The following is a 24,232-nucleotide window of genomic DNA, read 5'->3' as shown; positions in this document are numbered from 1 at the left end:
TGAGGCCATGCCGGTCCCGCCCCCCGCCGGCCCGACTCTGACGCGCGCCGCCGTCGCCCGGCCCCCCATGCCGGACGACGCCGACGCCGCGCTCGAGCAGGCCCGTCTCCTCCTCACCCGTGGTGAGTTCGCGAGCGCGGTGGACCTGCTCGACCGGCTGGTCACCGGCGACGACGCCGACCCGCGGCGCGCCCCCGACAGCGACGCCGCGCTGGCGCTCGCCGCACGCCTGCGCACCCGGCTGCGGGCGCTGTGCGCGCTGGTCGAGTGCCGCCTGGCCCGCGGCGAGCTCGACGAGGCCGCCGCCCTGCTGGCGCGACTGCGGCCCACCGGCGGCGCCGCCGACGCGTGGGTGCACCACGCCCGGGCCGAGGTCGCCGCCGCCCACGGCGAGCACGAGTCGGCGCTGCTGCACCACCGCGCGGCCGGCGGCGCGATCGCCGCCTTCACCTCCCGGCCCCGCACCGACACCCCCGCCGACACCTACTGGGACCAGGTCGGCTGGTCGGCGCTGCGCTGGCGTCCCGGCGCGGCGCTCGCGCTGGTGCACCTGGGCCGCCCCGCCGAGGCGCTCGACCTCGCCTACGCCGAGCAGGCCGAGGCCTGGGAGGCCGGGGACCCGCTCCACCTCGCCGTCGCGCTGCGCACCCTGGCCGCCGTCGAGCCGTTCGGGGAGCGCGTGCTGCGGCTGCGCGAGGCCCGGGCCCTGCTGCGCGACAGCGACGCCGCACGGCTGCAGGCCCAGGTCGCCACCGACCTCGCCGCCCACCTGATCCTCTCCGGCGAGGGCGCCGAGGCGCTCGCCCTGCTGCGCGAGGCCGAGTCCTACGCCATGCGCGAGCAGCTGTGGCCGCTGCAGAACCGGATCGGGCGCCTGCTGCAGCACCTCGGCGAGGACCCCCGACGCCGGGAGGCCGAGGCCCTGGCCGTCCTGACCCAGGCCGAGCGCCGCGTCGCCGTGCTCGTGCTCGAGGGGCGCAGCAACCGCGACATCGCCGGCGTCCTGCTGATCTCGGTCAAGGCCGTCGAGGGCCACCTCTCGAAGATCTACCGCAAGCTCGGCGTCGCCTCCCGACAGGCGATGCTCGCCGCCATCGCCAGCTGAGGTCCTTCTCCGGCCGTCAGGCGGCGAACCAGTCCGAGAGCCGGATCGGGCCGGGGCAGCTGATGTTCATGTCGCGGTCGGCCTCCACCCACTGGGCGAAGATCGGCTCCCCGCCCTGGATCGAGGCCTCCGGGCCGCAGCGGCGCAGCGCCTCCTCCCGCGAGGTCTGCCCGGCGGCGCGCCACTCCGGCACCCCCAGCGCCAGGTCACCGACGACGGCGTCCCACAGCGCGGTGGTGGAGTAGACGCCGATGCCGTAGCCGGCGTCGCGGTAGCCCCGCGCCAGGCCGGTGACCACGGCGGCGTTGGCCTCGAGGTCGCTGCTCCACTCGAAGTCGGGCACCGGCTCGACGTCGATCCAGATCACCGGCACCTGCGCCATGCCCGCCTCGCGCAGGGAGGCGAGGTTGAACCGCGCCTGCTGGTAGCCGACGTTGGCGAGCAGGCCGGCGGGCGTGGCGGCGTCGAAGGGGCCGTCGTCGCCGTACTGCTCCACGAAGCGCGGCTCGGGGTAGCTGGCCACGGCGTAGGCGCCCAGGAGCATGCCGCGCTCGCGCGTCCAGGCGGCCTGCTCGGCCAGGCAGGGGTTGGGGGAGACGCCGGGGCCGTTGGTGAGCCCGAGGATCACGTACTCGGCCTCGGGCACCGGGCGCGGCTGGCCCGAGGAGCGCTTCTCGGGGATCCCGAGGCCGGGGGCGCACTGCGGCCAGGACATGTCGGCGCCCAGCACGTCCTGCACCACCGACTCGGCCGACAGCTCGCCCGCGACCTGCTCGGCCAGGTCCGCGAGCGAGGGGCGGGTGGGTGCGGGCGGGGCCGGCGCTGCGGGCACGGTGGCCTCGGGCACGCCCACGACGTCGCCGCCGGGCACCGAGGGCGCCACATCTCCCGACGGGCCGCCCGACGGGCCGCCCGACGGGCCGCCCGACGGGCCGCCCGCCGGGCCGGCCGGCGCGGCGCCGGTGCCGCAGGCCGTCAGGAGCAGGGCCAGCAGCAGGGGCAGCAGCCGTCGGGGCGCGGGCCGCCGGCGGGCCTCAGACCGGGAGCGCCACATAGGTCGTCTCGAGGTACTCCTCGATCCCCTCGAAGCCGCCCTCGCGCCCGAAGCCGCTGGCCTTCATGCCGCCGAAGGGCGCGGCGGCGTTGGAGACCAGGCCGGTGTTCACCCCGACCATGCCGAACTCCAGCCGCTCGGCCACGCGGATGGTGCGGGCGAGGTCGCGGGTGAAGACGTAGGAGGCCAGGCCGTACTCGGTGTCGTTGGCCCGGCTGATCGCCTCGTCCTCGGTGGTGAAGGTGGTGATCGGCGCGACCGGTCCGAAGATCTCCTCGCGGGTGATCGCCGAGTCGGCCGGCACGTCCACCAGCACGGTGGGCGGGTAGAAGTACCCGGGACCGGGCAGCGGCTCACCGCCGACGACGACGCGGGCACCGTCGTGCACGGCGTCGGTGACGAGCTCGGCCACCGACTCGCGGGCCTTCTCGTCGATCAGCGGCCCCACCTGCACGCCGTCGTCCTGGCCCCGGCCGACGACGAGCGCGCCCATCCGGGCGGCCAGCCGCTCGGCGAACGCGCCGGCCACCGACTCGTGCACCAGGAAGCGGTTGGCGGCGGTACAGGCCTCGCCCATGTTGCGCATCTTGGCCACCATCGCGGCCTCGACGGCGACGTCGAGGTCGGCGTCCTCGAACACCACGAACGGGGCGTTGCCGCCCAGCTCCATGCTCACCCGCTGCAGCTGGTCGGCGGACTGGCGCACCAGCACCTTCCCCACGCCGGTGGAGCCGGTGAAGCTGATCTTGCGCAGCCGGTCGTCGCCCTGGAGCGCCGCGCTGATCGCACCGGCGTCGAGGCCCGTGACGATGTTGAGCACCCCGTCGGGCAGTCCGGCCTCGGCCAGCAGGGCCGCGAGGTACAGCATCGTGAGCGGGGTCTGGGCGGCCGGCTTGACCACCATCGTGCAGCCGGCGGCGATCGCGGGGGCGATCTTGCGGGTGCCCATCGCGAGCGGGAAGTTCCACGGCGTCACGAACAGGCAGGGGCCCACCGACTTGCGCATCGTGAGCAGCCGGCTCGCACCGTTGGGGGCGCTCATCCAGGTGCCGTGGATGCGCACGGCCTCCTCGGAGAACCAGCGCAGGAAGTCGGCGCCGTAGGCCACCTCGCCCTTGGCCTCGGCCACCGGCTTGCCCATCTCCAGACTCATCAGGAGGGCGACGTCGTCGGTGCGGGCGGTGAGCAGGTCGAAGGCCCGGCGCAGGATGTCGCTGCGCTCGCGCGGCGGCGTGGCGGCCCACGAGGCCTGCGCGGCCACCGCGGCGTCGAGCGCCTCGACCGCCTCCCCCGCCCCGGCGTCGGGCACCGTGGTCAGCACGCTGCCGTCGGCGGGATCGAGGACGTCGAAGCGGGCGCCGTCGTCGGCCTCCCGCCAGGCGCCGCCGATGAACAGCGCGCGGTGGACGGCGGGCAGGAGGTCGTCGAGGCGGGCGTCGCGATCGCTCATGGCACCACTCAACCACCCCGGTGGTCCCCCGCGCGGCAGGACGTCGCGGCCCCGCGGCAGGACCGACCCGCCCACGAACACGGCAATCGGCAGACAGCGACGACACGGCGTCGTAGGATCGACCAGTCGTCCTTCGAAAGGGAGCACCGAGAAGACGACAGGACCCCTCGCTGACCCCATGCGGCGAGGGGTCCGCTGCTTCCCGGGTGGATCAGCCCGTGGCCAGCAGCGCCGCGAGTTGGGCGCGGGACCGCACGCCGAGCTTGCGGTAGATCCGGGTGAGGGTGGCCTCCACCGTCTTGACCGACACGTAGGTGGTGCTCGCGATCTCGCGGTTGCTGGCACCGGCGGCCACGGCCGCCGCCACTCGTCGCTCGGCGTCGGTGAGCGAGGCCAGGCCGGCCCCGGCCGGCGCGGGCGCGTCGTCGGCCTCCAGCCCCTCCAGCCAGGCCGAGGCGCCGAGGTCGGTGAGCACGCGGCGGGCGCGGTCGGTGAGCGCCCGCGCACCGGCGAGGCGACGCCGGCGCCGCTCGATCGCGGCGTGGGTCAGCAGGGCGCGGGCATGGTCGAGCAGCAGTCCCCGGTCGGCGCACACGCTCGCCGATCCCTCCAGCAGGAGCACCGCGCCGTCGGGGTCCCCGCGGGCGGCGAGCACCTCGGCCTCCGCGCGGTCGAGCACGGCGCGCACGCCGGCGGTGTCAGCGGGGTCAGCGGGGTCGGCGGCGCCGCGGGCCAGCCGTCGGCGGGTGGCGGCCAGCAGGTCGGCGGCGTCGTCGACGCGACCCTGGCGCACGAGCACGACGGCGTGCTCGGCCTGCCAGCGGTGCACGGTCGGGTCGTCGTAGCCCTCGGCGGCCTCGATCGCGGCGATCCGCCCGTAGGCCGCCTCGGCGCCGGTGAGGTCGCCCGTGCGCAGCCGGCACTGCCCGAGCACGGCGAGGTGCCGCACGACGTAGCGCAGGTCGCCGCGCTCGGTGGCGGCCTCCGCACCGCGCTGCGCGAGGGCCGCGGCACGCTCGACGCTGCCGCCCACCGACTCGGCGAGCGCGAGGGCGAACCAGGTGGTGTGCGCCTCGAGGTCGAAGGCCGCGCCGACCACCTCGGCGCGCCGCGCCAGCTCCCGGGCCTCCCGGCCGTGTCCGGTGCGGGCGGCGACCTCGACCAGCGAGCGCAGCACGTGCACCTCGTCGGCCCCCGCGCCGGGCTCGAGGCGGGCCAGGACGTCGCGCAGCTCGCGGTCGGCGTCGGCCGGGCGGTCGTCGTAGAGCGCGAACCGGGCGCGGGTGTACTGCGGGGAAACGTGCCAGAACCCGGCCGCCGGCACGCCCGCGAGCGCGAGCGCCTCGGCGAGGGGGGTCCGGTGGTCGCCGCCGCTCCAGCGCCGGGCCACGGCGAGGGTGGCGAGCGCGCGCGGCAGCTCGGTGCCCCCGGGGTCGACCCGGCGCAGCAGGCCCACCGCCTGCTCCGCGGCCTCGGCGGTGGCGTGCGGGCGGGCCTCGGCCAGCGCGATCCGGCCGCGCTGCAGCAGCACCTGGGCCACCAGCGCCTCGTCGTCGCCGGCGTCGGCGAGTGCGGCGGCCAGCACCTCGGCGAGGGCCCGCACCCCGAGACCGGCCAGCTCGGGCACCGCCAGCCGGGCGCGCACCGCCTGCGCCGGGGTGGGGGCGGGGTCCACCACCTCGCGCAGGGTCGCCAGGGCCCGCCGCACGAGCAGGGCGTGGTTGCCGGGGGCCGCGGTCTCGGCGGCCGACACCAGCCACTCCACGCGGTCCCCGGCCCGGGCGACGTCGGCGCGGTCGGCGGCCAGCAGGAGCAGGTCGGCCGCGAGGTCGCGGGCGCCCCGACCGGTGGCGGCCGTCGCGGCCTCGGCCAGCCGTCGGGCGAGGTCGGGGTCGGGACGGGGGTCGGCCAGCGCCCGGTGGCGCAGCCGGGTGGGCTCGTCGGCTGCGCTGGCGGACAGCCGGGCGTGCCGCGCCGCGACCTCCTCCGCCGGACCGGCGGCCAGCAGGTCGCGCAGGACCGAGGGCACGAAGCGCACCACGTCGTCCTCGCCCAGCACCACCAGCCCCTGCGACGCCGCCACCGCCACGTGCTCGGCCGCGGCGAGGTGACCGGCGCGGGCGAGGTCGCGCACCCGCGGGCGCAGCAGCAGCGCGGCGGAGGCGAGGGTGTCGCGCACCGGCGGGGGCAGCGCGGCCACCCGGGCGCGCAGCACCCGCTGCAGGCTTTCGGGGAGCGAGTGCGGTCCGCCCAGCACCTGCGGTCGCTCGCCGATCGCCCCGGCGAGCAGCAGGGCCAGCGCCGGGTTGCCGGCCGACTCGCGGTGCAGGCGGGCGGCGACGTCGGGTCCGACGCCCTCCTCGGCGAGCACGGCCACGAGGTCCACGACGTCGAGCGGCGGCACGTCGAGCAGCGTCAGGCCGCGCAGGTCGGCCGGATCCGGCTCGGCGCCGGCCACCAGGGAGCCGAGCAGCACCACCCGACCGGGCAACCGTCGGCGCAGCGCACCGACGGCGTCGGAGGAGGCGGCGTCGAGCCAGTGGAGGTCGTCGGCCACGAGCAGCACCGGGTGCGAGGCCGCCACCCGGGCCACGACGCGCTCCAGCACGCGCCGCAGCTCGCCGGGTGCCGGATCGGCCGTCGGGAGGGACGTGACGAGCCCGCGCAGGCGCGGGTCGGCGCTCGTGCGCGCGTGCCAGAGCAGCGCGCGCACGGCGGCGTCGGGCGACGCGGCGTCGCCGGGCGACCCGGCGCAGCGCAGCACCACGACGTCGCGGGCGGCGACGTCGGCCGCGACGGCGTCGAGCAGCGCGCTCCGGCCGATCCCCGCCGGACCGCACAGCACGACCGACTCCCCGCCCACCAGGGCCTCACGCACCCGGGCCCGCAGGTGCGAGCGCCCGACCGTCGGCCTCATGCCGTGCACCGCAGGAGAGGGGGCGAGGCCCGGCGGGCGTTCACTCCGCCAGGCCGCGCAGGAACTCCTCCAGCAACGGCCCGGCCGTGCCCGAGCCCGAGGATCCCTCGGCGACGAAGACGGCCACCGCGAGATCGCCCTGGGCCGCCACCATCCAGGCGTGGGTGCGCACCTCGCCGCCGTCCTCGAACTCGGCGGTGCCGGTCTTGGCGATCACGGCCGGACCCGGCACGTCGGCGAGGCCGCGCCCGCTGCCCCCGGTCACGACGCCGCGCAGGAGCGTGCGCAGCGTGTCGGCCTCGTCGGCGGTGAGCGGCGCGACGCCGTCGGGCACCGCGACGTCGACTTGCGCGAGCAGGCGGGGCACCACGGTCTCGCCGGCCTGCACCGAGGCGATGACGGCCGCCATGGTCATCGGCGAGGCCAGGATCGTGCCCTGCCCGATCATCTGCGCGGCGCGGGTGGTCGCACCCTCGGGGGCGGGCACGCTGCCGAAGTAGGCCGGGAAGCCGAGGTCGTGGTCGATGCCCAGGCCCAGGGAGGCGGCCGCGGCGGCGAGGTCGCCGTCGTCGAGGCGGTCGCGCTCGGCGATGAAGGCGGTGTTGCAGGAGTTCGCGAGGGCGGTGGCGAGCGGGATGTCGCCCAGCCCGCCGGCGGGGTAGTCGTCGTAGTTCTCGAAGTCGCGCCCGTCGACGTCGACGGTGGCGGTGCAGGGCACGACGTCCTCGGGACCGACGCCCGCGCGCAGCAGGGCGAGGGTGGAGACGATCTTGAACGTCGACCCCGGCGCGTACTGACCGAACGTGGCGAAGTTCTGGCCGCCGTTGCCGGGACCGTTGGCGGCGGCGAGGATCGCACCGTCACTGGGGCGGATCGCCACCAGCGCGCTGGCCGGACCGACGTCGGCCAGCACCCGCTCGGCGAGCTCCTGGGCCGGCAGGCTGAGGCTGGTGGCGAGGTCCTCGCCCTCACCCCGGCCGCCCACCCGCGCGAGCCGGCGCTCCCTGTCGTCGCTGGCCACCGCCTTGACCAGCAGTCCGTCGGCGCCGCGCAGCTGCTCGTCGTAGCGCGCCTGCAGCCCGGAGATGCCGGCGACGTCGCCGACCTGGAGCGTGGGGTCCTCGGCGATCATCTCGGCGGTGACCTCACCGACGGTGCCCAGGATCGGAGCGGCGAACTCGCGCGTGGGCGCGAGCGGGATCTCGTCGGGCACCAGCCGCAGGCCGCGCAGGTCGGCGTCGGCCACCGCGGCGGGCACGTCGTCCTCGCGGTAGGTGATCGCGGCGACGAACGCCTTCTCACCCGCCGCCTCGACGGCCTTCGCGAAGGGGCCGGGGTCGACGTCGACGAGCCGGGCGAGCGCCCGCGCCGCGGCGCCGGCCCGCTTCGCCGGCACCAGGGTGCGGTCGATGCCGACCCGCACCACCGGGCGCTCGGTGACCAGCACCCGGCCGCCGGCGCCGGGGATGTCGCCCCGATCGGCGCTGACCGGGGTCACGTCGAGCACCGAGGCCGCCGTGAGGGAGGGCTCGACCACGTCGTGCCCCCACACGACGGCCCAGTCGTCGGCGCCGGACCCGGGTCGCAGCGTGACGGTGGAGGTGTAGGCCCAGGGGTCGGCCCCTTCGAGCAACGGCCAGGACCACTGCAGCGTGGCGGTGGCGCCGTCGTCGGTGAGGGTGGTGTCGACCACCTCGATGTCGGGCGTCACGTCGCCGAGCCCGGCCACCACCTCGCGCAGGTCGTCGGTGGCCTCGACAGGAGTGACGTCGGTGAACCCGACGCCGGTGAGGTCGCCGGAGGCGAGACCGGTGGCGAGCGTGGCGGCCGCCGCGGCCGCCGCCCCCGCGCCGTCGGGTCCGCCGTCGTCGTCGCCCCCGGTGCAGGCGGACAGGAGCAGGGCGAGCACGACGGGGACCGCGATCCGGGCGCGACGAGGCGGGGCCATGGGTCGGTTCTACCAACCCGCACCCACGATCAACCGCCCCCGGGCCGCACGGTCGTCGCGGAACCAGCACCCACCGCCGCCCTGACGCCGACCCCCGGCTCACCGCGTCTCGTGACGGCGCCGGGGGCGCCTCCTCGACGAACGCGAGTCCCCACGGTCGTCACGAGACGCCGACCCCCGGCCCACCGCGTCTCGTGACGGCGCCGGGGGCGCCTCCTCGACGAACGTGAGTCCCCACGGTCGTCGAGGAGCGAGCGCCAGCGAGCGTCACGAGACGCCCGCACCGACCCACCACCTCGCCCGACGGCGCCGGGGGCGCCTCCTCGACGAACGTGGATCGCGTCGGTCAGCGGCGCCTCAGAGCAGCGGGGAGACCAGGGGGGCGTAGCCGTCGCGGTGGCCGGCGCGGTTGGGGTGGTAGCTCTCCGACACGGGGTTGCTCAGGCCGTTGATCCACTCGACGTCGTCGCACACGGCGTGGCCCACGAACCGCGAGGTGGGGTTGGCGAACCCGAAGCCACGGGCGGCGGCCGCGCTGGCCAGGCGGGCGTTGAGCTGGTCGGCGGTCTGGTTGAGCCGGGTCTCCTCGCTCGGGGAGAAGAAGGTGGCGGCGTTGCAGTCCTCGCCCATGAAGATGCGGGGGTAGCCCACCACCACGACGCGGGCCGCCGAGGCGCGGCTCCGGATCGAGGAGAACAGCGTGGCGAGCCGGCCGGGCAGGGTGCCGGAGACGAACGCCTGCGCCCGGTCGATCGCGCCGTTGCAGTCGCTGGCCCAGCCCGGTTGGGCGCACTCGGTGAGGACGTCGGCGAACCCGGCGTCGTTGCCGCCCACCGAGATCGTGACGTACCGCGTGGTGGAGGACAGCGCCCCGAGCTGGCGGCTGGTCACCGTGCCGGTCGTGGCGCCCGAGCAGGCCTGGAAGTTGAGGCTGTAGCCCTTGGCGGCCGCGATCAGCCGCGGGTAGGCGTAGGTGGAGCGCTGGCAGGAGGTGCCGTCGTCGAGGTAGCTGCGGGTGCCGACGCCGCTGGAGTAGGAGTCGCCCAGCGCAACGTAGGACGGCCCCGCCGCCCGGGCCGGTGCGACCGGCGCCACCAGCGCGAGGAGCAGCGCGAGGGTCGGGGCGAGGACGGCGCCGACGAGCACCGATGGGCGGGACGGACGAGTGGGCATGAGGGCGCCTTCCGAGACGACGACGTGAGCCGGATCACTCCAGCACGTTCCGTCGTCGGACGGAAGGGCCCGCCGGGGAACGGTGGACGACGGGCCGTCCACCGCCCCGGGGCGGATCAGTCCTCGCGGCCCTTCTTGTGGCGCGGCTTGCGGGCCGGGCCACCGTCGCCACCCTCGCCGCGGTCGTAGGAGGGCCGCTCGCCGCGCGGGCCGCGCTCCCACCGGTCACCCCGGTCGCCCCGGTCGCCCCGGTCCTCGCGGGGACCCCGGCGCGAGGGCGGACCGGAGTCCTTCTGCAGCTCGATGAGGCGACCCGAGATCCGGGTCTCGCGCAACCGCTCCCAGGCGTCGCCGAGGTCGGCGGGCAGCTCGACGATGGAGTGGTCGGGGCGGATGGCGATGTGCCCGAAGTCGCTGCGGCGCAGCCCGCCCTCGTTGGCGAGGGCGCCCACGATCTGGCGGGGCTCCACCCGGTGCCGCTTGCCGACGTTGATGCGGTAGGGCACCAGGCCGCGCTCGGCACCGCGGCCGGCGCCACGCTCGCCGCGGGCACCGCGCTCGGGACGCTCGCCGCGCTCGAACCGGTCGCCCCGCTCCGGGCGGTCACCGCGCTCGGGACGCTCACGCCGGGCCTTGGGCTCGGGGTCGGGCTCGAGGAGCAGCGGGGTGTCGCCCTGGGCGACGATCGCCAGGGCGGCGGCGACGTCGATCTCGGGGACGTCGTGGTGGCGCACGTAGTGGGCCACGATGTCGCGGAACCGGTCGGTGCGCGCGGTGTCGGCGAGCGCGGCGGTGATGGCGTCGTCGAAGCGGCTCAGGCGGGTGGCGTTGACCTCGTCCACACCCGGCATCGCCATCTCGACCAGCGGGGCCTTGGTGGCCTTCTCGAGGTGACGCAGCAGGTAGCGCTCGCGCGGGGTCACGAACGAGATCGCGTCGCCGCTGCGACCGGCGCGGCCGGTGCGGCCGATCCGGTGCACGTAGGACTCGGTGTCGGTGGGGATGTCGTAGTTCACGACGTGGCTGATCCGGTCGACGTCGAGGCCGCGGGCGGCGACGTCGGTGGCCACGAGGATGTCGAGCTTGGCCGACTTGAGGCGGTTGACGGTGCGCTCGCGCTGCTGCTGGGCCATGTCGCCGTTGATCGCCTCGGCGGAGTAGCCGCGGGCCCGCAGCTTCTCGGCGAGCAGCTCGGTCTCGTTCTTGGTGCGGACGAAGACGATCATGCCCTCGAAGTTCTCGACCTCGAGGATGCGGGTGAGGGCGTCGACCTTCTGGGGGTAGCTGACCACGAGGTAGCGCTGGGTGATGTTGGCCGCCGAGGCGGCACTGCGCTTGACCGCGACCTCGACGGGGTCGTTGAGGTACTTCTGCGAGAGCCGGCGGATCGAGGCCGGCATGGTGGCGCTGAACAGCGCGACCTGCTTGCTGGCCGGGGTCTCGGCGAGGATCGTCTCGACGTCCTCGGCGAAGCCCATCGTGAGCATCTCGTCAGCCTCGTCGAGCACGAGGTGCTCGAGCTGGGAGAGGTCGAGGGTGCCGCGCTCGAGGTGGTCCATGATCCGCCCGGGCGTGCCGACGACGACGTGCACGCCGCGGCGCAGCGCGGACAGCTGTACGCCGTAGCCCTGGCCGCCGTAGACGGGCAGCACGTGCACGCCCTTGAGGTGGCTGGCGTACTTCTCGAACGCCTCGCACACCTGCAGCGCGAGCTCACGGGTCGGGGCCAGCACGAGCGCCTGCACGGCCTTGGCGGAGGGGTCGAGGTTCTGCAGGATCGGCAGCGCGAAGGCGGCCGTCTTGCCGGTGCCCGTCTGGGCGAGGCCGACGACGTCGCGGCCGGTGAGCAGCAGCGGGATGGTCTCGGCCTGGATGGCCGACGGCGACTCGTAGCCGACGTCGGAGAGCGCCTTGAGCACGCCGCCGGTGAGACCGAGGTCGGCGAAGGTGAGCGGCGCGGGAGAGTCCGGGGCCGCCGCGACGGCGCCCTCGGCGGGGGTGTCGTCGGCGGGTACAGCGGGCGTTTCAGGGTGATCCACCCGCCAACGGTAGTGCCCCGAGCGGCTCGGCCGGGATTCCCCGCGGCCGTGCGCCCGCTCACGCCGGCGCCGGAGGGTGGCGGGAGCGGCCGGACCGCGGGATGCTCGCCGGCATGGATCCGCAGGCGGAGGAGCTGGTGCACCCGGCGGGGATCGCCGACTGGCACCGGTGGTTGGCGGCCCACCACGGGCGCGGCCGCGGGGTGTGGGTCGTGTCGTGGCGACGGGGCTCCGGGCACACACCGGTGCCGTACGAGGACCTGGTGTGCGAGGCGTTGTGCTGGGGGTGGATCGACTCCCGCACCCGCACGCTGGACGACCAGCGTGCGGCGATGTGGTTCGCCCCGCGGAGCGCTCGCAGCACCTGGGTGCGCTCGAACCGCGAGCGCGTGGAACGCCTGGAGGCGCAGGGGCGGATGCAGCCGGCGGGTGCCGCGGCGGTGGCGGCCGCCCGCGCCGACGGCCGCTGGGACCTGCTGCGCGACGCCGAGGACGGCGTCGAGGACCCCCTGCTCACGGCGGCTCTGGACGCCGAGCCCGCCGCCCGCGCGGGATGGGACGCCGCGACCCCGGCCGCCCGTGCCCGGGCCCTGATCGACCTGGCACTGGCGCGCACCGGCCCCACGCGGGAGAAGCGGATCGCGGGGATCGTGGCGGCCTGTCGGCAGGGCCGGTCGCCGGCGCCCTGAGCAGCCCCACCGCCCCGGCCAAGGGAGGGGCGCGAGCGCCACGCTCAGGTGGAGCGCGGGTGGAGGATGCGGGCCGGTTTCGAGGGTCCGGGTGGGGGACGGAAGGCGATCTGGACGTTTTCTGGACGTGCCGGGGGCAGTGCGGTACCTTTGGTGAACGGAAAGTGAACAGGAGGTGTCCCATGATCTACCGCGAAGCGAACGGCGCGCTCGAGATGCGCTGGTTGCCCGTCACCGACGATCAGGGCCGCACCCACATGGAGGCGGTCTGGTTCACGCCCGCCCCGGCAGCGGTCATCCACACCGCCGCCTGAGCACGGCGCCAACCCCCACGCGATCCCGCATCCGGCCCTTCCCCTGGGCCGGATCCGGGATCGCGTGATTTTTCCACCCCGAGGGCGGGAACAAGCCGGCGTCGCCGACGGTTAGGATCGTTGATTGTTCAACCACTTCCCTCCTGAGGAGCCCACCATGACCGAGTTCGACGCCGCCACCACCGCCCTCGCCGACATCACCGGCGACTACACGATCGACCCCACCCACACCCGCCTGGGCTTCGTGGCCCGCCACGCGATGGTCACCAAGGTGCGCGGTCAGTTCACCGACTTCAGCGGCACCGCCCACATCGACGCCGCGAACCCGGCGGCCTCCACGGTCTCGCTCACCATCGGCGTCGGCAGCGTCGACACCGGCGTCGCCGACCGCGACGGTCACCTGCGATCGGGCGACTTCTTCGACATCGAGCAGTTCCCCGAGATCACCTTCGTCTCCACCGAGGTCAGCCGCGACGGCAGCACCTGGAGCATCACCGGCGACCTCACCATCAAGGGCACCGCCAAGTCCGTGACGATCGAGTTCGACGAGGTCGGCTCGGCCCAGGACCCGTTCGGCAACACCCGCCTCGGCTTCGAGGGCGCGGCCACCATCAACCGCAAGGACTGGGGCCTGGTGTGGAACGCCGCGCTCGAGACCGGCGGCGTGCTCGTCTCGGAGAAGATCAAGCTGGAGTTCGACGTCTCGGCCATCAAGAACGCCTGAGGCCTCCGCGCTCCCCGGCCCGTCGCCCCACCCGGGGCGGCGGGCCGTCGCCGTCCGCGCCGGAAATCCCGGTGCCGACCCGGCCCGGGACTGCTTGGATCACCGACGTGACCGCCGCCGACACGCCCCACCTGCTCGACCTGCCCCCGGCGGCCCTGCCCGACGACGTCGTCGCCCGGCCGCTGCGGGCCGGCGACGCCGCCGCCGTCGCCGCGCTGATGGCGGCCCAGGAGCAGCACGATCTCGGCGAGGTGCACGTCGAGGAGGCCGACATCGTGGCCGACTGGCAGCACCCGGCCTTCGACGTCGGTCGCGACACGATCGGGCTCGAGGACCCCACCGGCGCGCTGGTGGCCTACGCCGAGCTCGGCATCGGTGAGCGCACCGACGCCGCCGTGCACCCCGACCACCGGGGCCGCGGCCTGGGGAGCTGGCTCGCCCAGTGGCTGCGTACCCACGGCACGGCGTCGGGCCGGGAGCGGATCGGCTCGCCGGTGCCGCTGGACTCCGCCGGCGACCGGCTGCTCACACGGCTGGGCTACCACGAGCGCTGGCGCAGCTGGGTGCTCGAGCTCCCCGACGGCGCCACCATCCCCGAGCGGCCGCTGCCGTCGGGCTACACCGTCGGGACCGCGGAGCCGGCCGAGTACGCCGCCGTGCTCGACGTCGTCGAGGACGCCTTCCTGGAGTGGTCGCGACGCGAGCGCCAGACCTTCGCGGAGTTCGAGGCCACCGTGCTGCGCCGCCCCGGCTTCGCGCCCTGGCAGGTGCGGGTCGTGCGCGACGACGCCGGCGCCGTGGTCGGCGTCGCCCTGCTCACCCTCGACCCGAGCGTGCGCGTGGGCTACCTGAGCCGGCTCGCGGTCCGTGCCGACCGGCGCGGGCGCGGCCTCGCCCAGGCGCTGATGGCCGACGCCTTCGCCACCGCCCGCGCCCACGGCGCCGTGCGCAGCGAGCTCTCCACCGACAGCCGCACCGGCGCCCTCCCGCTCTACGAGCGGATGGGGATGGTCGTCACCTCCACCTGGGTGCACCGCGCCGTCTGGCTGCGCCTGCCCACCTGACGCCGTCCCGTGCCCCGGCGTTCTCCGTCGTCACCAGAGAAATGCACCTGTCTACCGCCGAAACCGGTGCATTCCGCTGGTGACAACGGGAGACCGCGACCCGCGCGACGGCCTCAGCCGCGGAGCGGGACGTTGGCCCGGGCCTCGATCGTGGTCCTCACCCGGGTCACACCCGGGGTGGGCGGGGTGGAGGAGAAGCCGAAGCGCGGGGCGGGCAGCACCGGGCGCAGGTCGCCGAGGCCGGCGTCGTCGAACGTGCCCGACATGGCGGTGACGCGACGACGGTCGAGGGCGCCGTACCACTCGCGACGCGGGTCGGCGGCGGTGCCGGTGGTGCCGCGGGTGCGGACGCCGCGCAGCACGGTGCGCGCGACCGGATCGGTGAGCGCGCACCAGGCGGGCGCCCCGGCGAGCGGCGTCGGCACGGCCCGCAGCAGCGCACCGAGCGGGGTGCGGCGTCCGACCTCGAGGTCGAGGCGCAACGACGCGGAGCGCACCCGCCACCGGCGGCCCGGGTCGCCGGTGGCGGCGAACGGCTCGACGCGGATCTCGTCGAAGTCGTAGGTGCCGGCGATCAGCCGGGCGACGTCGGGCGTGGGCGCGAGCAGCACCCGGTGACCCCGGGCGGTCTCCACCATCGCGTCGGCGAAGGAGCCCAGCGGCGTGTCGTGCCACCAGCCGACGACGACACGCACCCCGCTCGCGCTCCCGACGCCGGCGATGTGGCCGTCGAAGCGCCACCGCTGCCGATCCGCCCCCACCCCCCGATCCTGCCAGCCCCCGGACGCACGACGGCCCCGCCCGGCAGGAGCCGGACGGGGCCGCGGGTGGGGCGGGATCAGCGGATCGGCGCACCCGAGATGGTGCGGGCGATGACCAGGCGCTGGATCTCGGAGGTGCCCTCGAAGATCGTGTAGATCTTGGCGTCGCGGCACCAGCGCTCCACCGGGTAGTCGCGGGTGAAGCCGTTGCCGCCGAGGATCTGCAGCGCCTTCTCGGTGACCTTGATGGCGGTCTCGCCGGCCATCAGCTTGCTCATCGAGCCCTCGGCGGCCTCGAACGGGCGGCCCTGGGCGGCCATCCAGGCGGCGCGCCACACCAGCAGGCGGCTGGCGTCGATGCTGGTCTTCATGTCGGCCAGGGCGAAGGCGATGCCCTGGTTCTCGATGATCGGCTTGCCGAACTGCTCGCGGGTCTTGGCGTAGTCCAGCGCCACCTCGTAGGCGGCGCGGGCGATGCCGATGGCCTGGGCGCCCACGGCGGGGCGGGTGCGCTCGAAGGTGGCCATGGAGGCGTTGCCGCGGGCACCGGCACCCTCGCGGGCGCGGGCCAGGCGGGCGTCGAGCTTCTCCTTGCCGCCGAGCAGGCAGCTGCCGGGCACGCGCACGTTGTCGAGCACGACCTCGGCGGTGTGGCTGGCGCGGATGCCGTGCTTGAGGAACTTCTGGCCCTGGCTGAGGCCCTTGGTGCCCGGCGGCACGATGAAGCTGGCCTGGCCGCGGCTCTTGAGGTCGGGGTCGACCACGGCGGTCACGACGTGCACGTCGGCGAGGCCGCCGTTGGTGGCCCAGGTCTTGGTGCCGTTGATGACCCACTCGTCGGTGGCCTCGTCGTAGCGGGCGCGGGTGCGCATCGAGCCGACGTCGGAGCCGGCGTCGGGCTCGGAGGAGCAGAACGCGGCGAGCTTGAGGTCGCCCGGGGAGCCGAACATCTGCGGCACCCACTCCAGCACCTGCTCGGGAGTGCCGTTGGCGCTCACGCCGGCGGCGGCCAGCGCGGTGCCGACGATCGCCAGGCCGATGCCGGCGTCGCCCCAGAACAGCTCCTCCATCGCCACCGGGATGCCGAGACCCGTGGGGTCGAAGCCCTGCGTGGCGAAGAAGTCCATGGAGTAGATGCCGGCCTTGGCCGCCTCCTCCACCACCGGCCACGGGAACTCCTCCCGCTCGTCCCACTCCGCAGCGGCGGGGCGGATGACGTCGGCGGCGAAGGTGTGCAGCCAGTCGCGCAGCTCGACGTGGTCGGGGGTCAGCTCGAAGCTCGGGGTGGTCTCAGTCACGCCCGAAATGTACCTGCGACACGACGTCGCTGACAGCGTGTTCTGGCGCACAGTCGTTCACTGAGTCGGGCGACAGTTTGCTCGGTCAGCCGAGCAAACTGTCGGTTCGGGCCCTCCGACGACGGCGTGTCGGGCAGTTTGCTCGGCCAGCCGAGCAAACTGTCGCAGCCCCCGCACCCCCGACCTGGGGAGGATCGGGGGTCAGCGGGCGAGCCAGGCGGCGTAGGCGTCGAAGGTGGAGGGGCGGCCGAGGAAGTCGGCCACGAGGTCGGCGGCGTCCTTGCTGCCGCCGGGGGCGAGCACGCGGTCGCGGTAGCGGCCGGCGACCTCGGGGTCGAACAGGTCGTGCTCGTCGAAGGCCGAGAAGAGGTCCTTGGCGATCACCAGGCTCCACATGTAGGTGTAGTACGCCGAGGAGTAGCCGCCCAGGTGCCCGAAGGAGGCGAAGAAGTGCGTGCCCTCGGGGTGGGGCCACGGCGAGTAGCGCTCCTGCAGCTCGATCATCCGGGCGGTGAGGTCGGCCGGCCGCTCGGCGTGGAAGCAGTAGGACACCGCGGCGTAGAACATCTGCTGCCGCGCGAGGTAGCCCTTGCCGAAGTCGTCGCTGCGCCGCATCGCCTCGACCAGCGACGCCGGGATCGGCTCGCCGTCGGCGTTCGTGGCGAACGAGCCCAGGATCGCGGGGTCCCAGGCCCACTCCTCCAGCATCTGCGAGGGCGCCTCCACGAAGTCCCACTCGGTGGCGACGCCGGCGAACCGGGCCCACTCCACGTGGCCGCCGAGCACGTGGTGCACCAGGTGGCCGAACTCGTGGAACAGCGTGACGACGTGGTCGTGCTCCATCAGCCCGCGGCTGAAGTTGCACACCAGCACGCCCTCGGGCAGCTGCCGCCCGGCGACGCCGTCGGCGAGGGTGAACTGCGCGGCGTGCTTGTACTTGCCCTCGCGGGGGTGCAGGTCGAGGTAGATGCGGCCCAGCGGCACACCGTCGGCGACCCGCACGACGTCGTAGGCGGTGACGTCGGGGTGCCACACCGGTACCTGTGCCGGGCCGAGCTCGTCGTAGCGCAGACCGAACAGCCGCCCGGTCACCTCCAGCAGCCCGTGGCGCACCTTGTCGAAGGCGAAGTAGGTGCGCACCCGCTGGGAGTCGACGTCGTACTGCTCGCGGCGCACGGCCTCCTCGTAGAAGGAGGCGTCGGCCTGCGGCACCCGCTCGGCGTCGGGCACGTCGGCGCGGTAGCGCGCGAGCAGGATCGCGAGGTCGCGCTCCATCGGGCCGGCGGCGGCCTCGGCGATGCGGTCGATGAAGGCGGGGATGGCCGGCCCGGAGCCGATCATCTTCACCTCGGCGTCGTAGGAGGGCCAGTCGTCGTAGCCGACGGTGGTGGCCAGCTCGTGGCGCAGCGCGAACATCTCGGTCAGCAGCGGCTCGGCCTCGGGCCAGCCGCGCTCGAGGAACGCCACGGTCATGTCGTGCCGCACCCCGGCGTCGGTGGCGAACTGGCGCACCGGCACGGCGTCGGGGTAGTCGGTGGTGAGGGTCACCAGGCCGTCGTCGTCGGCCGGGTGGGCCTCGAGGAAGTCCTGGGGCAGTCCGTCGAGGCGCTCGGGCGCGACCCGGATCGAGCGCACGTCCTGGCGCGCGACCCGGCTGAACTCCTGGCCCAGCTCGGTGAGCCGCTCGTTGAGCGCCGCGATCCGCGCGCGGGTCGCCTCGTCACGGTCGACGCCGGCGCGGGTGAAGTCGCGCAGCACCTTGGCGTGCAGGCGTGCGGCCTGGTCGTCGAGGTCGTCGGTGCGCAGGCCCGCCAGCACGGCGTACAGCTCGCCGTCGAGGGTGAGGGCGGTGGAGACGCGGGCGACGTCCTGCTCGGCACGCTCGGCGGTGGTGCGCACCTGCTCGTCGGGGTGGACGTTGCCGAACAGCGACCCCAGCGCCGCCACCCCGCCCAGGGCGAGCATCGCGTCGTCCCAGTCGCGCAGCACGGCGCGGGCGTCGGCGGCCGCCGCGCCCTCGGCACCGATCGCACGCACCGCGGCCACCAGCGCCTCCGCGCGGGCCAGACCCGCGCTCGCGCGCTCGCGGATCCAGTCCTCGAACGCCTCGGCGGCGGGCAGCGTCAGCGGGGTCGGGGCGGCGGGGGTGTGGGACGACGTCACGCTCCCCACCCTGCCACGCCCGGGTGGGAGGATGCGCGGGTGAATCCCGCTCGCCCCCGGCAGGGCCAGGTCGTCACCGTCTTCCGCAACCGCCTCGACCCCGCGGCGCAGGCCGCGTACCGCGAGGAGCTCGACGTCGTGGCCGCACTGGCGCGGGAGATGCCCGGGTTCGTGGAGTCCACGACCTTCACCGCCGAGGACGGCGAGCGGGCGACGATCGTGACCTTCGCCGACGCCGAGTCCCACCGAGCCTGGCGCGACCACCCGCGCCACCGCAGCGCCCAGCGGCGCGGGATCGCGGAGTTCTACACCGAGTACTCGATCGCAGTGGGCACCACCGAGTACGCCGCCGCCTGGTCGCGTCCCCCCGCCTCCGAGTAGCCCCCGGTCAGGACCCGCGCAGCTCGCGGTACCGCCGGTCGTGGAAGGCGCCGGGGGTCGGCGTGACGCTCGGCTCGGCGAGGTCGCCGCGGGCCCGGACGGGCACCCCGGCGTGGCGACAGGCGCGGGCCACCTCGGCGTAGCGCTCGTCGTCCCAGCCGAGCTCGTCGCACAGCGCCTCGGTCACCGTGGTGCCCAGCGCCAGGGTGAACTGCCCCTCGGTGTCGAGGAGCACCACCGGCGCCCGGTCGAGCGGCAGGTCGTCGGGGCCGCGCCACAGGCCCACCCAGCTCCCGCCGTCGAGCTCGGCCACCCAGGTGATCAGGGCCCCGGTCTCGGCCATGGCGCTCACGTTGGCGGCGATGTCGGGGTCGGCCAGCTCGGCCGGGGTCAGGTAGCCGGTGTCGAACACGTCGGGCGTGTCGTCCTCACCGAGGAACTCCACCCCGTACTCCTCCCAGGGCTCGGTGTCCCCAGCGGCGAGGCGGTCGCGCCAGTGGCGCACGTCGTCCGGCAGCGCGGTCATGGCGTCACCCTGTCCCGCCGCCGGTGGTCCCACACCCGACCCGGGGGATCGGATCAGCCCGTGACCTGCGCCCGACGACGCCGCAGGTGCGCGGCCTCGGCGGGATCGACGGCGAGGGCGAGCGCGGCGTCGTAGGCCGCGCGCGCCTCGGCGCTGCGACCCAGGCGGCGCAGCAGCTCGGCGCGCACCACGTGCCAGGCGTGGAGCCCGGGCAGCGGGGCGCGCTCCACCAGGGCGAGCGCCACCGCGGGGCCGTCGACCTCGGCCACGGCCACCGCGCGGTTCAGGGCGGCCACCGGTCCGGGATCGAGTCGCACGAGCTGGTCGTAGAGCGCCAGGATCTGGCCCCAGTCGGTGCTCGCGGCGTCGGGGGCGTCGGTGTGCACGGCACCGATCGCGGCGAGCAGCTGGTGGCGCCCGGGCGCGGGGCCGCCGGCGCGGTGGCGGGCGAGCAGGTCGCGCACCAGCGCGTGGCCCTCGGCGACGAGCGCGCGGTCCCAGGCGCCGCGGTCCTGGTCGGGCAGCGGCACCAGCACGCCGTCGGCGTCGATGCGCGCGGGGTCGCGGGCCTGCAGGAGCAGCAGCTGGGCCAGCAGCCCCTGCACCTCGGGGTCGCCGGGCAGGAGTGCGTGCAGCAGCCGCGCCAGCCGGATCGCCTCGGCCGCCTGCGCGCGGCGCAGCCCGTGGTCGGGCGCGGCGGCGCCGAGGTAACCCTGGTCGAAGACCATCCAGACGACGTGCAGCACGGTGGCGGTCCGCGCGGGAAGATCCGCAGCCTCGGGCACGGCGAACGGCAGCCGACGACGCGCGATGGCGGCCTTCGCGCGGGTCAGGCGCTGGGCCATCGTCGTCTCGGGCACGAGGAACGCCGCCGCGATGCGGGCGGTGGGCACCCCGGCCACCAGCCGCAGGGTGAGCGCGATCCGCGCCTCGGGGGCCAGGTCCGGGTGTGCGCACACGAACATCAGCCGCAGCCGGTCGTCGTCGACCACCCCCACCGGTGCGTGCGGGGTGTCGTCGAGGACCAGGAGGGCGGCCCGGTGCTTGTCCTCGCGGTGGCCCTCGCGGCGCAGCCGGTCCAGGGCCCGGCGGGTGGCGGTGGTGGTGAGCCATCCGCCGGGGTTGGCGGGGACGCCGTCGACCGGCCACCGCTCGAGCGCGACGACGAGCGCCTCGCCGGCGGCGTCCTCGGCCAGGTCGAGGTCGCCGAACCGGCGGGCGAGTGCCGCCACGATCCGGGCGTGCTCGGCCCGGTGGACGGCCTCGACCGCCTCCCGGGCCGTCGCCCCGCCGCCGGTCACTCGCCCTGGAACGGACGCACCTCGACCTTGCCCTCACAGGCGGCCGAGCCCTTGGCCGCCCAGGCCAGCGCGGCGTCGAGGTCGGCGGCCTCGATGATCCAGAAGCCGCCGAGGTACTCCTTGGCCTCGGAGTAGGGGCCGTCGGTGACCACCGGCGACTCTCCGGTGGCGTCGACCACCGAGGCGGCGTCGATCGGCATCAGACCCCCGGCGAAGACCCACGCGCCGGCCTCCTGCACCTCGGTGTTGAAGGCGCCGACGGCGGCGAACATCCGCTCCATCTGCTCGGGCGTCGCGTGGATGGCGTCGGCGGCGTCGGTGGGGTCGTGGTGCACGGAGAGCAGGTACTGCGGCATGAGGGCTCCTCGGAGTGAAGGTGACAGGTGTCGGGGACGTCGTCCCCTGCCTACCCCACGAACGGGATCACCGCATCACGACCCTCCCCGGAAAAGATTCCGTCGCTGGTCCAGACCAGGGACGCCGACGGAGGGGCCACGTGGGGCGGGCCCTGCGGCGACACACGGGCGACGCGCGATCTTGTCGCCCTCTTGTCGTTGTTCGACCACGCGGGCCGAGATACCCGCCCTAGTGTGCGCGGGTGCCTCTCTCCTTCTCCCGTCCAGGGGCGGCCCTCCTCGCCGCCTCGACCCTGATCGGTGGCGTGCTCGTCACCACCATGCCGGCCCAGGCCGTCGCCGGACCGCAGGCCGCCCCGGCCGCCTCGTCCGAGCCCAAGCTCTACGTCGACCCTCGCATCCCGGAGGGCACGCCGTACGAGAAGTTCCGTCCCCGCGCGGCCCGCACCGCCCCGCTGTCGCAGACCTTCCAGCTGCACAGCAAGCCCGGCGCGGCCACGACGCTGTTCATCGACGTCGACGGCGGCACCGTCGCCGGCACGGCGTGGAACGAGTCCTACGGCGCGTTCCCGAACCCGTTGCCCGGTTGGGACATGGACGGCGACGGCGCGACCTTCAACGACAACGAGCTGCTCGGCGTCCAGGCGCTGTGGAACCGCGTCGCCGAGGACTACGCGCCCTTCGACATCGACGTCACCACCGAGCAGCCCTCCGCCGACCGGCTCTCGCGCACCTCCGAGGCCGACACCACCTACGGCACCACCGCGTTCGTCACGGACTCCTCGGCCGTGAGCGACGCGATCTGCCAGAGCCAGTGCGGCGGCATCGCCTACACCGGCGTGTTCGGCTCGGTCGACGCCGACACCTACCGCCCGGCCTGGGTGTTCTCCAAGCTGCTCAACGACGGCAAGGACCCCAAGGCGATCGCCGAGGCCCTGAGCCACGAGGTCGGCCACAACCTGGGCCTGGCCCACGACGGCCTGCTGGAGGGCGGCACCCTGCCCGCCGCCGAGTACCACTCGGGCACCGAGATCTGGGGCCCGATCATGGGCGCGCCGTACGGCTCCCCGCTCACCCAGTGGAACCCCGGCGACTACGCCTTCGCCTCCAACACCACCCAGGACGACTTCGTGGTGTTCGGGGAGAACGGTCTCGCGTTCCGTCCCGACGACGTCGGCAACGACGTCGCCGGTGCCGGCACCACGCTGCCGACCGAGGCCGCGCCGGCGATCATCGGCAGCCGCACCGACGTCGACGTGTTCAACCTCGGCACCTGCTCGGGCAACGTGTCGGTGACCGCCACGCCCACCTCGATCGGCCCGAACCTCGACATCAGCCTGACGCTGCTGAACGGCAACGGCGGCACCGTCGCCACCGCCAACCCGGCCACCTACAAGGTCGCGGACAAGAACGAGGCCGGCGGCCTGGACGCCACCATCACCGACAACCTCGCCTCCGGCACCTACTACGCCAAGGTGGACGGCGCCGGCCAGTCGGTGCCCGCCGACTCGGCGTACTCCGACTACGGCAGCCTTGGCTCGTACCGCCTCGCGGTCACCAACTGCGCCGCCAGCCAGCAGGTCGCCCCCGGCGCCCCCACGAACCTCGCCGCCAGCGTCACCGACGGCACCGTGAACCTGAGCTGGACCGCGCCGGTGGACCAGGGCTCCTCGCCGGTGACCGGCTACTCGATCACCGTCGACGGCAACGCCGCCGGCACCTCCACCACCACCTCCAAGGCGCTGACCGGCCTGGCCGCCGGCCAGCACCTGCTCGGCGTGCGGGCGGTGAGCGCCGCGGGCAGCAGCACCGAGGCCACCACCACGGTCACCGTGCCGAACGCCCAGGTCGCCCCCGGTGAGCCGACCACCGTCGCCGCCACCGTGTCCGGTTCGGTCGCGACCCTGACGTGGGGCGCCCCGGCCTCGGCCGGTTCCTCGCCGATCAGCGCCTACCGGATCCGGGTCGACACCGGTGCCCCGCAGGACGTCGCGGCCACCGACCGCACCTTCTCCACCGCCGCCCTGGCCCCCGGCACCCACGAGCTCGGCATCCGCGCCGTGTCCGCCGCGGGCACCAGCAGCGAGGTCGTGCGCTCGGTCACGATCGCCGCGGACCCCGTGGCGCCCAGCGAGCCGGGCGACGTCGCCGCCACGGTGTCGGGCCAGACCGCGACCCTCACCTGGTCCCCGCCCCTGAGCAGCGGGTCCGCCGTGATCAGCGGCTACCGCGTGCGGGTGGACAACGGCGCGCTCGTGGACCTCGGTCCCAGCGCCCGCTCCTACACCAGCGGGGTGCTCGCCGCGGGCCAGCACGTGCTCGGCGTGCGCGCGATCTCGGCCGACGGCATGAGCAGCGAGGTGAGCCGCACGGTCACGATCGAGAACGTCGCCACCCCGCCGAGCGCCCCGCTGTCGCTGCAGGGCTCGGCCTCGGGCACCACGATCAGCCTGACGTGGCAGGCCCCGTCCTCCGACGGGGGCGCGGCGATCACCGGCTACCTGCTCAAGCGCGGCACCACCACGCTGCAGCAGCTGCCCGCCTCGGCGCGCTCGACCACCCTCACCGGCCAGACCCCCGGGGCGCAGACGCTGCGGCTCGTGGCGGTCAACAGCGCCGGCGAGGGCGCGGCGGCCGAGGTCACCGTCACCGTCGCGACGCCTGCCGTGCCGGCCGCGCCCGGCACGCCGTCCCTGGCGCAGGGCAAGCGCGGTGGTGCGCTGACCCTCATCGCCGCGTGGAAGCTCGGCGCGGTCCCGGCCGGCGGCGGCGCGATCGACCAGGTGCAGATCCTGTGGAAGCTGGTCGGCTCCACCCGCACCGCCACCACGACCCTGCGGGGTGCGGCGACGCGCGCCGAGGTCAAGCTGCCCGCCGGGGTGTGGGCCGCCCAGGTGCGCGCGCACAACAGCGCCGGCTGGAGCGCGTACAGCGCGGTGAGCCGGGGGGTGCGCCCGCGCTGATCCGCG

General features: G+C 75.2%; 19 protein-coding genes. 7 read left to right on the top strand and 12 right to left on the bottom strand.

Annotated elements, in window-relative coordinates; all coding sequences use genetic code 11:
• Positions 1 to 7 precede the first annotated feature (7 nt).
• Complete coding sequence (locus tag ACERUJ_RS10090; RefSeq protein WP_370248390.1) at positions 8 to 1,105, top strand: LuxR C-terminal-related transcriptional regulator; 1,098 nt, start codon at positions 8 to 10, stop codon at positions 1,103 to 1,105.
• A gap of 16 nt (positions 1,106 to 1,121) precedes the next feature.
• Here the strand turns inward: ACERUJ_RS10090 and ACERUJ_RS10085 are convergent, their stop codons facing one another.
• The 6 genes from ACERUJ_RS10085 to ACERUJ_RS10060 all read right to left on the bottom strand — a co-directional run bounded on the left by ACERUJ_RS10085 (position 1,122) and on the right by ACERUJ_RS10060 (position 11,686).
• The gene (locus tag ACERUJ_RS10085) at positions 1,122 to 2,159 is read right to left on the bottom strand and encodes a hypothetical protein (protein ID WP_370248389.1); all 1,038 of its coding nucleotides are present in this window, start codon (positions 2,157 to 2,159) and stop codon (positions 1,122 to 1,124) included.
• Positions 2,140 to 3,609, bottom strand: a complete 1,470-nt coding sequence (locus tag ACERUJ_RS10080; protein WP_370248388.1) for an NAD-dependent succinate-semialdehyde dehydrogenase — start codon at positions 3,607 to 3,609, stop codon at positions 2,140 to 2,142. Before ACERUJ_RS10080 ends, ACERUJ_RS10085 begins: the two co-directional genes overlap by 20 nt.
• 211 nt (positions 3,610 to 3,820) lie before the next feature.
• Positions 3,821 to 6,526, bottom strand: a complete 2,706-nt coding sequence (locus ACERUJ_RS10075) for an AAA family ATPase (protein WP_370248387.1) — start codon at positions 6,524 to 6,526, stop codon at positions 3,821 to 3,823.
• 40 nt (positions 6,527 to 6,566) lie between these two features.
• Positions 6,567 to 8,474 carry a penicillin-binding transpeptidase domain-containing protein gene (locus ACERUJ_RS10070; protein WP_370248386.1) on the bottom strand — a complete coding sequence of 636 codons (1,908 nt, stop codon included), beginning with the start codon at positions 8,472 to 8,474 and terminating at the stop codon, positions 6,567 to 6,569.
• A gap of 357 nt (positions 8,475 to 8,831) precedes the next feature.
• Positions 8,832 to 9,647, bottom strand: coding sequence for an SGNH/GDSL hydrolase family protein (locus tag ACERUJ_RS10065; RefSeq protein WP_370248385.1), 816 nt, complete (start codon positions 9,645 to 9,647; stop codon positions 8,832 to 8,834).
• A gap of 116 nt (positions 9,648 to 9,763) precedes the next feature.
• Positions 9,764 to 11,686 (bottom strand): DEAD/DEAH box helicase, encoded by a 1,923-nt coding sequence (locus ACERUJ_RS10060; RefSeq protein WP_370248384.1) that lies wholly within the window; start codon positions 11,684 to 11,686, stop codon positions 9,764 to 9,766.
• Between the two features lie 113 nt (positions 11,687 to 11,799).
• On the opposite strand from ACERUJ_RS10060, the gene ACERUJ_RS10055 reads away from it, so the two are divergent.
• From ACERUJ_RS10055 to ACERUJ_RS10040, 4 genes are all read left to right on the top strand, one after another.
• Complete coding sequence (locus ACERUJ_RS10055; RefSeq protein WP_370248383.1) at positions 11,800 to 12,375, top strand: YdeI family protein; 576 nt, start codon at positions 11,800 to 11,802, stop codon at positions 12,373 to 12,375.
• Positions 12,376 to 12,557: 182 nt separating this feature from the next.
• On the top strand, positions 12,558 to 12,689 hold the full coding sequence (locus ACERUJ_RS10050; RefSeq protein WP_370248382.1) for a hypothetical protein: 132 nt from the start codon (positions 12,558 to 12,560) through the stop codon (positions 12,687 to 12,689).
• Positions 12,690 to 12,846: 157 nt separating this feature from the next.
• Positions 12,847 to 13,413, top strand: a complete 567-nt coding sequence (locus ACERUJ_RS10045; RefSeq protein ID WP_370248381.1) for a YceI family protein — start codon at positions 12,847 to 12,849, stop codon at positions 13,411 to 13,413.
• A gap of 107 nt (positions 13,414 to 13,520) precedes the next feature.
• Complete coding sequence (locus tag ACERUJ_RS10040) at positions 13,521 to 14,477, top strand: GNAT family N-acetyltransferase (protein WP_370248380.1); 957 nt, start codon at positions 13,521 to 13,523, stop codon at positions 14,475 to 14,477.
• Positions 14,478 to 14,590: 113 nt separating this feature from the next.
• Here the strand turns inward: ACERUJ_RS10040 and ACERUJ_RS10035 are convergent, their stop codons facing one another.
• The 3 genes from ACERUJ_RS10035 to ACERUJ_RS10025 all read right to left on the bottom strand — a co-directional run bounded on the left by ACERUJ_RS10035 (position 14,591) and on the right by ACERUJ_RS10025 (position 18,699).
• Positions 14,591 to 15,238: a hypothetical protein gene (locus ACERUJ_RS10035; RefSeq protein WP_370248379.1), complete on the bottom strand. Its 648-nt coding sequence runs from the start codon at positions 15,236 to 15,238 to the stop codon at positions 14,591 to 14,593.
• A 77-nt stretch (positions 15,239 to 15,315) separates the two neighbouring features.
• The gene (locus ACERUJ_RS10030) at positions 15,316 to 16,536 is read right to left on the bottom strand and encodes an acyl-CoA dehydrogenase family protein (RefSeq protein WP_370248378.1); all 1,221 of its coding nucleotides are present in this window, start codon (positions 16,534 to 16,536) and stop codon (positions 15,316 to 15,318) included.
• Between the two features lie 201 nt (positions 16,537 to 16,737).
• Positions 16,738 to 18,699 (bottom strand): M3 family metallopeptidase, encoded by a 1,962-nt coding sequence (locus tag ACERUJ_RS10025; protein ID WP_370248377.1) that lies wholly within the window; start codon positions 18,697 to 18,699, stop codon positions 16,738 to 16,740.
• A gap of 39 nt (positions 18,700 to 18,738) precedes the next feature.
• Here ACERUJ_RS10025 and ACERUJ_RS10020 point away from each other — a divergent pair, with 39 nt between their 5' ends.
• Entirely contained in the window at positions 18,739 to 19,080 is a 342-nt protein-coding gene (locus ACERUJ_RS10020) for an antibiotic biosynthesis monooxygenase (RefSeq protein ID WP_370248376.1), read from the top strand.
• 7 nt (positions 19,081 to 19,087) lie between these two features.
• Here the strand turns inward: ACERUJ_RS10020 and ACERUJ_RS10015 are convergent, their stop codons facing one another.
• From ACERUJ_RS10015 to ACERUJ_RS10005, 3 genes are read right to left on the bottom strand one after another with little or no spacing between them, the layout of a single operon-like run.
• Positions 19,088 to 19,606: a hypothetical protein gene (locus ACERUJ_RS10015; protein ID WP_370248375.1), complete on the bottom strand. Its 519-nt coding sequence runs from the start codon at positions 19,604 to 19,606 to the stop codon at positions 19,088 to 19,090.
• Between the two features lie 53 nt (positions 19,607 to 19,659).
• Positions 19,660 to 20,907 carry an RNA polymerase sigma factor gene (locus tag ACERUJ_RS10010; protein WP_370248374.1) on the bottom strand — a complete coding sequence of 416 codons (1,248 nt, stop codon included), beginning with the start codon at positions 20,905 to 20,907 and terminating at the stop codon, positions 19,660 to 19,662.
• The gene (locus ACERUJ_RS10005; RefSeq protein WP_370248373.1) at positions 20,904 to 21,263 is read right to left on the bottom strand and encodes a YciI family protein; all 360 of its coding nucleotides are present in this window, start codon (positions 21,261 to 21,263) and stop codon (positions 20,904 to 20,906) included. Before ACERUJ_RS10005 ends, ACERUJ_RS10010 begins: the two co-directional genes overlap by 4 nt.
• Positions 21,264 to 21,505: 242 nt before the next feature.
• Here ACERUJ_RS10005 and ACERUJ_RS10000 point away from each other — a divergent pair, with 242 nt between their 5' ends.
• A complete protein-coding gene (locus ACERUJ_RS10000) occupies positions 21,506 to 24,226 on the top strand; it encodes a fibronectin type III domain-containing protein (protein ID WP_370248372.1) in 2,721 nt (906 codons plus the stop codon).
• Positions 24,227 to 24,232: the final 6 nt, after the last annotated feature.

Source organism: Nocardioides sp., from assembly GCF_964228225.1.
Taxonomy (GTDB): Bacteria; Actinomycetota; Actinomycetes; order Propionibacteriales; family Nocardioidaceae; genus Nocardioides.
This window is presented reverse-complemented; position numbering and strand designations above follow the sequence as displayed.